The organism is Ignavibacteria bacterium, from assembly GCA_016873845.1.
Lineage (GTDB): Bacteria > Bacteroidota > Ignavibacteria > Ch128b > Ch128b > JAHJVF01.
This window is the reverse complement of record VGVX01000016.1, coordinates 28,917-44,373: the sequence shown is the minus strand read 5'-3', so window position 1 is coordinate 44,373 and position 15,457 is coordinate 28,917. Positions and strand designations below refer to the sequence as shown.

The following is a 15,457-nucleotide window of genomic DNA, read 5'->3' as shown; positions in this document are numbered from 1 at the left end:
TCATCGCTAATTTTTCTTTATAGGCAGAGTTTAACACAATCCCGGTTAAATTATTCAAAAACAGTCCTGGAATAGCTATACTAATCAGTGAAAGCATATTCGATGCTTCTATAAATTTATCTCCAAATGTTAATTTAATCAATAATCGGTTCGTTAATAAATAGAATGCAATCAATCCAATAGAAATAATTATAATCCATTTCACTAATGATTTGATTTTCCTTCCTTCTATAAAATGATTGGCATGATAAAAAGCTGAGAGCTCGGTGAACAACGGCGTTAATATTATTCCCAAAAATGATTGAGGAATTTTATATAATGAATAAGCAACTCCAAATATTGCCACCGACTCAAAACCGTTTAACTTATGTAAAATCAAAAAAGCCGAGCGGTCGTATATCCAGACAGACAAAATCCCTAATCCAAATGGTAAAACTGATTTTAATAAACCATAACCTGGGTTAATCAGCTTGAAATCAATTTTAATTGGAATTTCAATCTCATCCAGATTAATGTTTAGAAAAACTAAATGAACACCAAAGGATAAAACAAAGATGAATGAAAGAACACTTAAGTCAAATTTGAAAATAAATATGCAGAGAGAGATCAATATTAGTATAGAACGACTAATAAATATTCCAAGGAAAGATTTTTTATACAAGCTTTTTCCATAAAGCATACTATTGAGGAAATATCCAAAGCTGACTATATAAATTGAGAAGGAAAATAAAATTATGCTCAAAGGTTCAATGTGCATCTCTTTATAAAAATATCCGATACAGAAAACAATAAAGATAACTACTGCAAGCAGACGAATGTTTAAAGCACTTAAAAACTTTTTAGAAAGTTCTATCCCATTTATTGCAGATTCTCGCTGGAAATAAATTGTAAATCCAAAATCCAAGAGTGAACTTACAATATTTGCAAATGCGAAGATAGTTGTAACTAGTCCGAATTCATACTTCGAGTAATAACGAGCGATAATTAAATAAACAATAAAAAATGTAAGTTTTTCGATCAGAGAAATAAAAAATATATATTTACCTTTCAATAGCAGTTGCGAAAATATCTTGCTCATTTTTTTCATAATAACGGGCACTATTTATTTATCAGATATGATTTCACAAATCCAAATACCCATTCGTGTATTACGATACTATTAGGAAATAATTTTTTAATTTCTCTTTTTTTCAAAATTCGAATGAACAAGATTAACTCTCGTGCATGAGCAATATTTTTCTGTTTCTCAAACCAGCCTAAATTAAAATATTTTACAAACAAAATTTTTAATGATTTTGGAAGCCAGTGGAAAAAGGGAAAAAGAAAATGAGGTTCGATTGGAAAAATGAATGCCGGTGTCTGAATGAAATAATGATTTGATATCCTTTGAATATTATAAGCCATCAGTTCTTGATCTTCAAAAGTGCTTAGATGTTCAATCACAGAATTTGAAAATGCGACATCAAATGATTTATCCTTAAAAAAGGATAAAGTTTTCCCATCACCGATTACACGCAAATAATTTTCACCGATCAATTCATTATTATTTAAATTTACAAGTATGGGATTATAATTAACACAATTATTTTTATTGAATTGCTATCAAAAATTTACATTACCTCCAATGTCAATTATCCGAGGAGACTGTGAATTTAAATTTTCGATAAACTGACAAAAATACTTTGCTCGTTTTTGTCTTAGTTTGGAGCTTAAACTTTTTTCATCCAATTGCGAGGCGAATCTAGTTAACCACTTCATCTCCTCGCAAGCCACATTTCTGGATTTTGTTTTTCTCGCTCCTTCCAGATTTCAAAGTGGAGCATTTCGCCATAGAGACTTTCGCCGCTGCGTGCAATAACATCGCCGCGTCTCACGATTGCGCCTTCACTTACCAGAACGTCTGACAAATAAGCATAGACTGTTCTATATTCTTCAGTATGAGTTACAATCACAACTGTTCCGAATCCCGGCAGCCAATGCACAATTGATACTCTTCCATCTGCAATTACTTGAACATTCGAACCAAAAGCTGATGCAATGTCAACTCCATAATTTAAAGTGACAGTATTTAATTGTTCGTTTCTTTGTTCGCCAAATTTATTTATTATTCTTCGGCTTGAAACAGGCCAGGGTAGAACTCCTTTTGCTTTTGAAAACAAATTGAAAGTCGGCAGAATTTCGAAATAAGTATCTAACTCAGTTTTGCTTGGCGGAGGAACAACCGGTTTGGGTCGAGATTCATTTCGTACCGTGCTTCTATTCGCTGCTTCTTCAGCACGTTTTCTTTCGATTTCACGCTGCCGTTCTAACTCTCTTTGACGAACTAATTCCCTTTCCCTCTGCTCTCTGATGATTAGATCACTTATTAAACTTGTAATTTTTTGCACAGAAGATTTTTTACGTTCAAGGTCTTTCATTAAAGCAGATTTATCATTTCGTAATGAAGCGATAAATTCACGTTTATTGGAAATTTTTATTTTTAAACTTGATTCATCTTTAATTTTAACTTGTCTTAAAGCTTCTTTCTCACCAAGAGTTTTTGAAAGCGACTCCCTTTCTTCTTTTACTTCTTCTGCTTTTTCGACTATTTGATCAATTCTTCTTCTTCTTTCTTCCGAAAACTTTTCAAGATATTTGTATCGTATCAATGCTTGATTAATTGAGCCGCTTGTAAGGAGGAGTTCCCATTCATTCTTCCGCCCGAATTTGTAAAGATTCACGATTTGTTTTGCATATTCAGAACGAAGTGAATTCAATTCAGATTCAGAAACTTTCAACTCATTTTGTTTTTCGGTGATTTGTTCACTTAGAGATTTTTCTTCAACTTCTAGTTCATTTAGAAGTCTCTTTAACAACCGAAGTTGATTGTCGTAATCATCAATAATGCTGAGTTCTTTTTTCTCCTTAGATACGCTTTCCCGAATTTTTTGATCGAGAGATTTTATTTCATTCCTTAGTGATTGAAGCTCCTTTTCTTTCTTTCTAATGTCTCTTCGAGTTTGCGATTGTGAATTTATATCCGATGGAACAAAGAATATCAAAGCTATGCAACATATTTTAATAAGAGCATTTACCACTCAATAACCTCTGCATCCTCAGGTACATAAATTTTCAAATCTATATTTCTTTTGTTTGGATAAACTTTCGAATAATTTATTTTGATACTTTCATTGCGAACTGAATTTGTAAGATTTATTACTCTCGGAATTACGATGCCATCGATTTCTGTAAAATTACCGAATTGAAGATCGATCAGAATGTTTCCTCCTTTATCGTGAATTAAGTTTTTCGAAACTGCAAGATTTCTAATGTCAATCCAATATTTATACAAATATCCATTTCGCTCTTGAGTAATTACGTATTGATCTTCTTCCACCCTTGCAGATTGTTTAACTGAGCCTTCGGGATTTATTACGATACATCCAATCAAGATGTCAATTAACTCTTCGAAGGAAATATCAACTCGCAGTAGTTTTTTTATATTTTCTTGAGTTGTATTCGTGTATAAAACTTGATTTGTTAACTCATTCAAATAGATCAATCGTGTTTTAGAAACCGCCGCAGTTGCAAAATTAATACCGAATGGACCGGTAATATTGATCAAGAGTGAATCAGGTTTTTTTATTAGAAGTTTGAAATCACCACTGTTCTTAAAAGTTTTCGAATCGACCGAAATTGTACCAGCTGCTTCAAATGTTTCGAACGATTTGCAATTTTCTTCTAATCTTTGAAAAATTCTTTCAATTGGCAACGGTGGACTAACTCTTTTCTGCACCGGCGTACAAGAATAAAAGCCAATCATTAACACACAGGAAATCCCAAGTAATAGATTCAAGAATTTCAAATTTCACCTTTTTTTATTTTTATCTCTAATTTTTTATTCGATGCATCTTTTTCATGTGCTTTGTTCCAATAATCGATTGCAGCTTCTTTGTTATTCAATTTAAAATAAATATCGCCCATATGTTCGAGAACTTCTGAACTTGCTGAGCCATGTTCTATCGATAATTTTACATATTTTTCCGCAAGAGAATAATCACCCATCTGAAAATAGATCCATCCGAGTGTATCTAAATAGGAACCATTCAACGAATCGACTTCAAGACTTTTTTTCGACATTTGAAGTGCTTCCTCCAAACGTATTCCTCGCTCAGCAAGACTATATGCATAATTATTAAGCAACAGAGAATTATTTGGAAAGATTTTAAAAGCATGCTCATACAATTTATCGCACTTGTTAAATTCTTCTGCGTTATCGTAAATCATTCCGAGCGTGCTTACAACATTCAGATTAGAATCATCAATTCTGAATGCTTCTTCGAGTACTGATATTGCTTCTTCGTATCGGTCTAATTTTCCGAATGCAAAACCAAGCGAGGATAAAGTTGTAAGATCTTTTGGATTCAGTGATTTTGCTTTGTTAAGATATTGGATTGATTCATCATGTTTTTCACTCTGCAAGTAAGATAAACCGAGTAGAAGATTCACGGTAAACTCATTCGGAAAAATTTTATGAGCACGATTCATAACATTTATTGCTTCATCATATTTTCCATTATCAAAATAAAGTCCGCCCAATCTTACCCATGCTTCAATGTTCCACTCGGCGAGCTTTGTAACTTTCGAAAAATACGTTATTGCTTTTTGAGTATCTCGTTCAGTCTCGTAAATAGCTCCGAGATACATGGGAATTCGCCAGTCTTCAACTTCTTCTTCGATTTCATGCAGCAAATTCTTCGCAAGCGAAATTACAGTAGAATCTTTCACTGATCTTTCAAAATATTCGACAGCGATTTGGATCTTGGTTTCGTTATCGACAGAATCATCTGATAAAATATTTTTAAATTGTTCCGATGCTTTTTCCCAATCATTTTTCTTAACAAACATCTGAGCATAAAGAACTCTTGCTGTATGATCTTTCGGATAATCGGTTAAAAGATCAGTCAATATTCTTTCCGCTTTTTCAAAATTGCCGTTAATTAAATAAACTTCTGCCAGCGCCTGTTTGATAGAAAGATTCGAAGGATCAAGGAATAACAACCTTTCATAAAGTTGAGCTGCGTTGTCATACTCCCCTAATCTGTTATAGATTTCGATCATTGTATAAATCAATCCCCAATCTTCACCGACTTTCTTTACAAGCCGATTATAATATTCAAGGGCTAATCTTGGACGGTTTTGTGTATGCAGTACCGCTAGCTCATAAAGTATTTCAATGTTCGAAGAATCTTTTTCCAAGATTGAGTCATAGATTTTTATTGCGTCATCTTGCTGTCTTGTAGCTGCATATAGTTGTGCGAGAACTAATTTATAGTGTGTGTTATCCGGTTCTAATTCTACAGCTTTTTTAAGATTCGAAGCTGATAGAGCATACTTTCCTAAATTCCTGTATACCTTTCCCAATACAAAATAAATTCCTGCCTGCTGCTCATATAGAAGTGCCTCTTGATATTCTATTACAGCTTTTTCATTCTCCCCTTTTTGTTCTAAGATTGAACCTTGGATAAAATGTTCCAACGCTTGTGTGGATTCAATCTTATCCCCCGAAGTAGATTTATTTTCGGAATCCTTAGAAGATAAAATAATTGTATCCCTGCTGCTCGAACATGAAATTAGGATTGAAATCAAAGTTACTATCAGCAGGTTTCGGATATAATTCATAATTATTGAAAAATTATTCAAACTAGTTTTAATTTACAAGAAAATTAGTTACAATATAATGCCAAATGAACTAATGAAATAACTAAAGGTTTCGATTGAAAGAATTCGATTTAGCCATTGCTCATACATGGGAATACGATAAGGATTTTGTTGATTTGATTGAAAAAATCCTTCAGGAAAATGGACTAAGTACATTTACAGTTCAATTTCATAATTATGAAGAAGTTCATTTCCGAATTCAAACTAATGAGCTTAGATTTAATCATTATTTAGACCGTGCCTCCGATGCAGATGACTGTTTTCTTCCTCTTGCCAAACTGTTGACGAAAAAGAAAACTTATATTATAAATAACTATTCGCAAGTTGAGATCGCCACCGATAAAGCTACTATGCACCTTGAATTTATTTCAAGAGGGATAAATACACCTTTCACAATTATTATATCCCCATTTAGTAAAAAAAATGAAATAGTTCTCTCGGTTTCTGAACTTGCAAAATTAGGAAGACCATTTATCATCAAACCAGCGAATACTACCGGCGGCGGACTTGGCGTTGTTACCGGAGCAGAAAGTTTAAACGACATTCTGCGAGAACGTCAATATCTCCGTGATGATAAATATTTACTACAAGGAAGAGTTCTTCCTTTAGAAATGGATAATAAAAGATTTTGGTTCAGATGTTTTTGGGCTTTCGGAAAAGTATTTCCGTGCTGGTGGGATGATGTGACACATCAATATACAGTTGTTACAGAAAATGAAATTGAGCGCTATGATCTCAAACAACTTTCTAGAGTGATAAAAAAAATTCAAAAGATTTGTGGATTGGATTTCTTCTCCACTGAAATTGCTTTGAATGAATATGGCAAGTTCATTGTGGTGGATTATGTCAATGAGATTTGCGATATGCGTTTTCAATCAAAACATTTTGACGGTGTACCGGATGAGGTTGTTGATGGAATAGTTAAAGCATTACTTAAGTTTATCAAATCATCACGCCAAGCAATGGTTTAAACCTCAGGACAAGCTCTGAATCCTTTTCCGCCGTCCGCCGAAGCGGAAAGCGAAGGCAGATCAAAATTCTTCTTCATCCAAAGATTCGATCAAACGAAGGTAACTATCATATCTTTCTTCGACTATTTTGCCATCTTCAACAGCTTCTTTTACTTGACAGTCTGGTTCATGAGTATGTGTGCAGGTGCTGAATTTGCACTCTCGCGAAAAATAAGCTACATCCCGAAAATAATGTGTAATGTCTTCTTTCGAAATTCCGAAAGGTTCAATCTCACGAATTCCCGGAGTGTCAATTACGTAAGTCGAATTATCCAATTTAAATAACACCGAGGTTACTGTTGTATGAACTCCTTTATCCCACACCTCGCTGACTTCTTCAACGTTTTGATCAATAGATTCACTGAAGGAATTTAAAATAGATGATTTTCCCACGCCTGAATGCCCAATAAATACTGATACTTTTCCTCTAAGGAATTCATGAAGTTCTTTTATTCCTTTTCCGGTTTCTGCCGAACACGAAAAAACATTATATCCTAAATTAGAGTAAATCTCGTGCCAAAAACTTTTTTTCTTTTTTTTCTCAAGATCTATTTTGTTGATTACAATTAATGGTTTTGTCTCGCAGCTTTCTGCAGCAACGATCATCCGATCGAGTACGCGATTGTTGAACTTTGGATTTTTTATTGAGGTAACACAGACAGTATAATCAATATTAGCCGCAATGATTTGTTCAAATCGTTTTCCCTTTTCTGAAATCCCTTTTATCCGCGGTGCTTTTCGTGAGAGATAATTTTTTCTTTCTGGAAGTTCTTCTATTACGCCAGTTGTATCTTCGTTCATAGAAAATTCAACGTAATCACCAACGACAACTAAATCGGTATAAAGGAGTTTATCTTTTTTCCATTCTGCTTCTAGACGGAGCTTACCTCGAATCGTGCAACGGATTTCTTTTCCATCATATAAGATGTAATAATCTTTGCTCTCAATACGAGTTACAATACCTTTCATATCGATTTACTTAATTATATCAGTTTGCGTTTCGGATAAATCTTTCTAAAAGTTTTCCCCATTTACTATACGATATTTGCCTCAACAGGCTGATTGACAATTTTTTGTTCAACACCATCAAATGCGACATTACTAACAGACTTTGTCTTCTCAGAGAAAACAGAGTAAACTGCCGGGATTATAAAAAGCGTTAGCAATGTTGAAAAGACTAAACCGCCGATAACGGCAATTCCCATAGACATTCTGCTCTCGGCTCCTGCACCGAGCGCCAATGCAATCGGAAGTGTTCCTAATATAGTAGAGAAGCTTGTCATAAGAATTGGTCTTAATCTTAATTGTGCAGCTTCTTTAACCGCATTAATGACTGTTAATCCTAAAGTTTTCTTCTGATTGGCAAACTCAACTATTAATATTCCATTTTTTGTAACCAATCCGATGAGCATTATTTGTCCTATCTGACTGAAGATGTTCAATGTTTGATCAAAATACCAGAGTGAAAATACTGAACCGGCAATCGCCAATGGGACGGTAAACATAATAATGAATGGATCGCGAAAGCTTTCAAACTGAGCTGCAAGTGTTAAATAAATCAAGACCAATGCAAGCAAAAACGTAAATAATAAACTTGATGAACTCTCGACAAAATCTTTGGATGCCCCCTCAAGTGCAGTAGAAAATCTTTCATCAAGAACTCGAGCTGCAATTCCATCCATAGCTTTTATTCCATCACTAATAGTCTTCCCGGAAACTAAGCTAGCCGAAAAAGTTGCACTCACGTATCGATTGAATCTGTAGATTTGAGGAGGACTGCTTTTTTCTCGTAGCGTAACAAGATTATCCAGTTGAATTAAACCGCCTCGATTATTACGAACATAGAGTGAGGCAAGATCAATCGGTTTATTTCTGTTTTCTCTTGAAACCTGACCAATAACCTGATATTGCTTGCCGCTCATTACGTAGTAACCAAACCGCTGTCCGCTGTAAGCAAGCTGAAGTGTTTGAGCAATGTCAATCGCTGATACACCCAGCTCACGAGCTTTTGTTCTATTAATATCAACGACTATTTCAGGTTTGTTGAATTTTAAATTAACATCTACATTAGCAAAAGTTGGATCGTCCAATGCTTCGTCCATAAATTTTGGAATAATTTCTCTAAGCTGTTCAAAATCGGACGCTTGAATAACGTATTGAACCGGAAGACCTCCGCGCCGAGTAGAGATCGATTGACTCTGTACAACAAAAGAGCGGGCGTCATTTAATTTTCGCGTTATAGAAGTCACCGTTTCTGCAATATCTTGCTGGCTTCTTTCCCTTCGATTGGCATCGGTTAAAGTCAGCCTCACAAATCCGCTGTTAGTTGAAGCCATTCCTCCACCCCCGCCGCTTGTAAGTGAGATCATCGCAGTGGTTTCTTTAATTGAATCCTGAAGTGTATGCACCATCTCCATAATGTACGAATCCATCAATTCAAATGAAGTCCCTTCGGGCATTGTAGATTGCACACGCATTTCTCCTCTATCTTCAATCGGTGCTAGTTCAGATTGCAGTGAAGAACCAAAAAAGTAAATCATTAAACCTGCGGAAGCCATAATTGCAAATGCGATCCATCGTTTTTTCATAAACGAATTAAGTGCATTCCGATAGGATTTTTCCAACCAACTGAAAAATGGTTCCGATTTATAGTAAAACCAACTATGTTTTTCTTTTTCCTTTAACAACCTTGAACTCAGCATTGGAGTAAGAGTAAGAGCAACAAAAGAAGAAATTATTACTGAACCTGCAATGACAACACCAAATTCTATGAACAATCTTCCGGTAATACCCTGCAAAAACATTATGGGTAAAAATACAGCAACGAGTGCAACTGTAGTTGAGATTATAGCAAAGAATATCTCAGCAGAACCTTTCACGGCAGCTTCGAAGGGGCGGAATCCGGCTTCAATTTTTTTATAGATATTTTCTAATACAACTATTGCATCGTCAACTACGATTCCTATTGCCAAAACAATTCCAAGCAGTGTAAGAACATTTATCGAAAACTCCGCGAGGTACATAATGAAAAATGTACCAATGAGCGAAACAGGTATTGCTAAAATTGGAATGAGCGTAGTCCGCCAATCTCTTAAAAATAAAAATATAATTAAGATGACAAGTCCCAATGCTAAGAAAATAGTTTCCTGTACTTCAGAGATAGAGTTACGAATGTACTTGGTTACGTCGAATCCAATTCCGAGTTCAACATCTTCAGGTAAATCCTTTTTAATCTGATCGATTCGACGATAGAACTCATCAACAATTTGAATGAAATTTGCTCCGGACTGAGGAATGAGAACAACACCTACCATTGGGATGCCGTCTCTTCTTAAAATTGATCGGTCATTTTCAGGATACAATTCAGCCCGTCCGATATCCTGAAAACGAACTATGACACGATTTGACTCTTTGATAATCAGATTATTAAAATCATCGACTGTAGCTAATCTGCCGAGTGTTCTTACTGTCAATTCCGTTTTACTTCCTTCAAGCCGACCTGAAGGGAGTTCTATATTTTCTCGATTCAGTGCAGTTCTGACATCGATTGGTGTTACATTGTAAGCAGCAAGCTTTGCAGGATCCATCCAAAGCCGCATCGAATATCTTTTCTCCCCCCAAATGTTTACTTGACTTACTCCCGGAATTGTTTGAAGTCTTTCCTTGAAAATGTTTTGTGCTATATCAGATAATTCAAGTAAAGTTTTATTATCGCTTTTTACATTCAAGAATACTATCGGGATAGCATCAGCATCAGCTTTTGCCACTGTTGGCGGATCAACATCCTGCGGCAATCTCGATCTCGCAATTGAAACTCGATCTCGAACATCATTTGCAGCGGTTTCAAGATCAATTGCGACATCAAATTCCACAGTTATTTGACTTCTCCCATCCCGACTGTTTGATGTTAAGGATCTGATTCCTGCAATACCATTAATTTGTTCTTCAAGAGGTTCTGTGATCTGAGATTCAATTACATCAGCATTAGCTCCAGGATAGCTAGTTGAGACAGTGATAATTGGAGGATCGATACTCGGATATTCCCGCACACCTAAAAATGTGTAACCAATTATCCCAAAAATCATAATCACGATCGACATGACAATGGAGAGAACAGGTCTGCGAATACTTACAGATGATAAACTCATAATTAATTAACTATATTAATTTTTACTGGTGTATTAGGACGAAGCTGGATAATGCCGGAAGTGATCAAAGTATCGTTAACATTTAATCCCTTAATAATTTGAATTTCGTTTTCCGTCCGGATGTTTGGTGTAACAATCTGTTGAACGGCTTTTCCAGATTTATACAAAAAAACTTTCTCTCCCTGAATATCCGGTATAACAGCCTCGGATGGGACCATAATTGCGTTTTTGATTTCCTCTAAAACAATTTCTATCTCAACATATGCACCGGGCGTTAACTCTCCAGATATATTCGGAATTAACGCTCGTACTTGAACAGTACGTGTATTTTGGTCTATCTTAGGTTCAACCGCATAAACTTTTCCTTTATAAACTTGACCAGTAGCAGAAAGTTTTACTAAAATTTGCTGCTTCTCCTTTAAGAGTCCAAAATATTTTTGCGGAACAAAAAAATCTATCTTAATTGGATTGATGCTCTGTAAAGTCGCAATTCTGGTTTGCGGAGAAATATAACTTCCCACACTTACAGAACGAAGTCCTACTATTCCATCGAATGGAGCTTTAATTTCAGTTTTTTCTAACTGGGCTTCATTGATCTCTACATCAGCAAGAACTGATACAAGGTCACCGAGTATGATTTCGTATTCTTGCTGGCTTATCAAATTCTTTTCGAGAAGCTGCTTTGCTCTGAATTCCTTATCCTGAGCAAGAACAACTTTGGATTTATTTTTTTTCAAAGTTGCCTGAAGTTCTGAATCGTTAATTTTGAGCAGGACTTCATCTTTTTTAACATGCTTTCCCTCTGTAAAAAAAATGTTTGTTATTTTTCCTGAAATTTCACTTCTCAGCTCTACTTCTTCGTTGCTGATCAATGTTCCACTTGCAAATATTTTATTCTGAAGAGATTTACCTCGAATTAAAACTGCTTTTACTCCAATTCTCTTATCCGATGATTGCTTATCAACTTCCAGATCCTTAACACTATTATTCAGATTTAGCTTTGGAATAATCAGTATTACGAGAATCACAATTATAACCGGCCATATGATGATTCTTCTTTTATTTTTCATAAAGTTCCTTAAGATAGCTTACTAATTCTACCCAAAATAAATAATATTAGAATGTAAAAAAAAATTCATTTTAGACTAAGTACAGGAAAAAAAATTCCCGCATATTTTGCGGGAATTCATTAAAAATGACTTGACTCTTAACTTACTTCATTAAGAAAGTAAATTATTCAAAATCTGAAAGTTGTAGTAAAGACTATATCTGTAGTTTTTATATCCTGGTAAGTTCGCGAAACATCAATACCGTAGTTATCACCAAAAGTTTTCCATTTTCCCATGATGTAAGCAATATCGAAAGCAAACGATTCATCGGCATGGAAACCGGCGCCGAGTGTGATATATTTTCTATTGAACTCAGACGGATCGTTTTTAAATGGTGAATTCCTAACCATGTATCCACCCCGAAGCTTCAATCCGGTATTCATCACTTTGAATTCCCCCCCAACGGAGTAATCCATCACACTTTTAAATAGCGTTTTTATGTCTTTATTGTTTTGAACCGTTTTTGAGGCACTGAGATTCTTAAACTCCATTTGAGTGTAATCGGTTAAATTGATATCTCCAGAAATTGTGAAAAAAGATCTGGTGACGGATATTCCCGCAGAAAATTGATAGGGGGTAATAATTTCGTATTCAATGTTACTTTCGAGAGCTGGACTTATATCCGGTGTAAAACCTGTACCAAATTTTGCAGACCCGCTGACAAGATAATCTTCTTTAATATTAAATGAACTTGGAAACTTGATTGCCGCTCCGAATCTCAGCATATCTTTAAACCTGTACATAAAACCAGCTTTAGCACTAAATCCACCTAATTCCCATTTTAATGTTTCATTAAATTGGAATTCTTGAAAATCTGCTGTTCGCGAATCTGCTGGATCGGTTTTTACTCCAGTACCGTAATAATCTTTCGTATCAATTTCTGAGTAATCCCGATTTTTCTCGAATGTTCCGCCTAATATATCAATTGAAACACCGACTGCTAAATCTTTTGCAACCTCGATTGTACCGCTAAGCACCCAGCGATTTTCATTTCCTGATGCAAGTATCGATCCTTCCTGATGCAGTCTGCCATTTATTGGCGTGAAGTTCCCAGTCGAATCAGTTAGATATAACAAGTAGGAAACATCTCCTTTTCCAAGAAGAGTTTGTATCATCGAAGTATTTGAGGAATTAAATCCGCTAAATGCCATTGCTTCATTAAAATTATTAGTTCTGTTATAACCAAGTCCAAAGACTAAACTGCCGCGAATAGTCGGGAAAGGAAAAACAAAACCCAAGTTGTTTATACTTGTACTGCTGTTTTCAAAGTTTGTCGAAGTTCCAAAGAAGGAAGCATCATTTTTCAAATTATTGTAACTCAAACCAGCATTGAATTCCATTCGCTTAACCTGGAATAAACCCGCAGGATTCCAATATGTAGCGGAATAATCATCACTTATTGCTGTAAACGCGCCACCCATTCCTAATGCTTTTGCACCAACTCCGATTCCGGGTGTACTGAGTCTAAGCGCATCATTGAGGTTTTGAGCATTAAGCACAGAAGTTAAAGTAAAAAAAATAAATATTGATATAAGAATTTTAACAGCTTTCATAATTATCTCTTTCTTTCGCCTGAATTTTCTCTGGTTTTAGTTGACTGACTTTCTCTCTCGCGTGAGTTTGAATTACTATCTGTTTTCCGATCCGTAGAAGTGTCTGTTTTAACTGAAGATCCGCTTCGATTAGAATCCTCATTTCTCGAGGGCGATGGGAGGGCTATCGGAGAAGAGTTATCTCTTGTTCTTCCGCCGTCATTATTTCGTAAGTTTCCATCATAACTTCTACTTGGCTTTGAAGATGAAGGCGCATCATAAGTTGTCGCAGCTTTAATATCATACCACCATGGATATGAGTAATATGGATCATAGTAGATGTACTGCCGTTCCGGTCTGTAAACATTTGCTGATTGGTAATAATATTGATGATATGTATTAAACTCCCTCAGTTCCATTTCTGAGTGACAGGAGAGACAGTCATCGATTATACTTACACGATGAGTTACAAAATCACTATCACTTGCTTTTTTACTTACTTTCGGATGTGAAATCATTGTATAGCAAGCGCTAAATATGATAGCGTTGGTAAAAACTAATACACAATATCTTACTAACATTCTAAATTTCATATATCAATCTCTTCTTCTGTCTGGTGGCGGTGAACTCGGAGTTGAAGACCTTCCCGATGGTGGATTATACGAAGGAGGCGGTGATGACCTCTGCGGAGGTGGAGAAGATTCTCTTCTAGGTGGTTCATAACTACGCTGCGGCGGTGTTGATTCACGTCTCGGTTCAGGATCTCTTCTGGGAGGAGGAGTATATTCTCTGCGAGGTTCATTGTCGCGTTTTGGTGGAGTGTACTCTCTTCGAGGCGGTTGATAATCGATTCGTGGCCTTTCTTTTCTTTCAATTCGTTTCTCGACATCTTTATCGTTACTTCTCGTATTTCGATCATTGAGTTTTCTTTGCGGTTCTCGGTCGTTTTTTCGCGTATCACGATTGTCAATTTTTCTTTCACGTTCTGGTGTTACAGTCGGTTTACGGTCACGAACTTGTGGAGTTTCTTTTCTGTCATCGCGCTTCGGTTCTCTATCCAAAGTTCGGTCACGTGTTGAAGGTGTGCGAGTATCAACGTCCCGATCAATTCTCTTTCGTTCTGTTTCGAAAGTCCTTGCCGGTGTCCGGTCGTCACGCTTAATCTCTCGCTCACGAGTTCTATCTCTACCTGAATCGATTCTACGATCATTCACATCTCTCAACCGTGTACCTTGAGAAGTTCGAACATTCACATCTCTTCCAAGATTTCCGCTTCCAACAATTCTTCCTCTTCCACCATCATTATCACGCAATCTTGTGTAATCGTTTTTTCGATATTGAGAAACTGGTTGATACCAATATCCCCAATTCCATGCCCAATAGTCATTCCAATAGTAACCATAGTAATACGAGGGATAGTATGCCCATGAATTCCAACTGAAATAAGGTCGATACCACCAGCTCCAAGGATTATAGAAGTAATAAGTTCTGCACCAATCCCAGGGATAATACCAACCGTCGAAGAACCAAGGATCATAGAAAGAAGATGAACCAAAGGATATGGTGATTGATGGATGATAATATTTATACCCTCGGCGATGCCTTGGGTAGTAATAATAATCATCATCATAATATTCAGATTCGTATTCGTCTATGTATGCAGCTGAATCTTCCTCTGAATACTCTGACTGATTCTCTTCAATTTGTTCTTGAGTTTCAACTTGTGCTTTTGGTTTCTGTTTGGTACGATATCCATAATCACCATCACGCCAAACAACTTGTGTGTAACATCCAGAAATTAACAGCATGAAGAATGCTGCAATTAGTCCTAGTGAAATTCTCGTTCTCATTTTAGATTCCTCCATCATACAAATTCTTTAACTTTTGATCGTCAATTTTTGTGCCTTTATAATTTGCTCCACTTTAAAAAATTTCTGTTTTAATTAAAATTTTAATGT

General features: G+C 35.8%; 12 protein-coding genes. 1 reads left to right on the top strand and 11 read right to left on the bottom strand.

The annotated features are described in order from the left end of the window. The 5 genes from FJ213_05350 to FJ213_05330 all read right to left on the bottom strand — a co-directional run. Positions 1-1,087 (bottom strand): hypothetical protein (locus FJ213_05350; GenBank protein MBM4175586.1); only part of this gene is annotated, 1,087 nt, incomplete at its 3' end. A gap of 11 nt (positions 1,088-1,098) precedes the next feature. Beyond that, a complete protein-coding gene (locus tag FJ213_05345) occupies positions 1,099-1,563 on the bottom strand; it encodes a class I SAM-dependent methyltransferase (protein MBM4175585.1) in 465 nt (154 codons plus the stop codon). Between the two features lie 191 nt (positions 1,564-1,754). After that, a complete protein-coding gene (locus FJ213_05340; GenBank protein ID MBM4175584.1) occupies positions 1,755-3,077 on the bottom strand; it encodes a hypothetical protein in 1,323 nt (440 codons plus the stop codon). Beyond that, positions 3,071-3,844 (bottom strand): DUF4292 domain-containing protein, encoded by a 774-nt coding sequence (locus tag FJ213_05335; GenBank protein MBM4175583.1) that lies wholly within the window; start codon positions 3,842-3,844, stop codon positions 3,071-3,073. The genes FJ213_05340 and FJ213_05335 overlap by 7 nt, the downstream gene beginning before the upstream one ends. After that, positions 3,841-5,661, bottom strand: coding sequence for a tetratricopeptide repeat protein (locus FJ213_05330; GenBank protein MBM4175582.1), 1,821 nt, complete (start codon positions 5,659-5,661; stop codon positions 3,841-3,843). Before FJ213_05330 ends, FJ213_05335 begins: the two co-directional genes overlap by 4 nt. Before the next feature lie 95 nt (positions 5,662-5,756). Between FJ213_05330 and FJ213_05325 the strand changes: the two genes are divergently transcribed. Next, positions 5,757-6,671: a hypothetical protein gene (locus FJ213_05325; GenBank protein MBM4175581.1), complete on the top strand. Its 915-nt coding sequence runs from the start codon at positions 5,757-5,759 to the stop codon at positions 6,669-6,671. A 60-nt stretch (positions 6,672-6,731) separates the two neighbouring features. Here the strand turns inward: FJ213_05325 and rsgA are convergent, their stop codons facing one another. The 6 genes from rsgA to FJ213_05295 all read right to left on the bottom strand — a co-directional run bounded on the left by rsgA (position 6,732) and on the right by FJ213_05295 (position 15,349). Then, complete coding sequence (gene rsgA, locus FJ213_05320; protein ID MBM4175580.1) at positions 6,732-7,679, bottom strand: ribosome small subunit-dependent GTPase A; 948 nt, start codon at positions 7,677-7,679, stop codon at positions 6,732-6,734. A gap of 65 nt (positions 7,680-7,744) precedes the next feature. Then, positions 7,745-10,858: an efflux RND transporter permease subunit gene (locus FJ213_05315; protein ID MBM4175579.1), complete on the bottom strand. Its 3,114-nt coding sequence runs from the start codon at positions 10,856-10,858 to the stop codon at positions 7,745-7,747. A 2-nt stretch (positions 10,859-10,860) separates the two neighbouring features. Next, on the bottom strand, positions 10,861-11,928 hold the full coding sequence (locus FJ213_05310) for an efflux RND transporter periplasmic adaptor subunit (protein ID MBM4175578.1): 1,068 nt from the start codon (positions 11,926-11,928) through the stop codon (positions 10,861-10,863). A gap of 167 nt (positions 11,929-12,095) precedes the next feature. Then, positions 12,096-13,520 (bottom strand): hypothetical protein, encoded by a 1,425-nt coding sequence (locus FJ213_05305; protein ID MBM4175577.1) that lies wholly within the window; start codon positions 13,518-13,520, stop codon positions 12,096-12,098. A 2-nt stretch (positions 13,521-13,522) separates the two neighbouring features. Then, on the bottom strand, positions 13,523-14,017 hold the full coding sequence (locus FJ213_05300; protein MBM4175576.1) for a hypothetical protein: 495 nt from the start codon (positions 14,015-14,017) through the stop codon (positions 13,523-13,525). A gap of 78 nt (positions 14,018-14,095) precedes the next feature. Next, the gene (locus tag FJ213_05295) at positions 14,096-15,349 is read right to left on the bottom strand and encodes a hypothetical protein (GenBank protein ID MBM4175575.1); all 1,254 of its coding nucleotides are present in this window, start codon (positions 15,347-15,349) and stop codon (positions 14,096-14,098) included. Positions 15,350-15,457 lie beyond the last annotated feature (108 nt).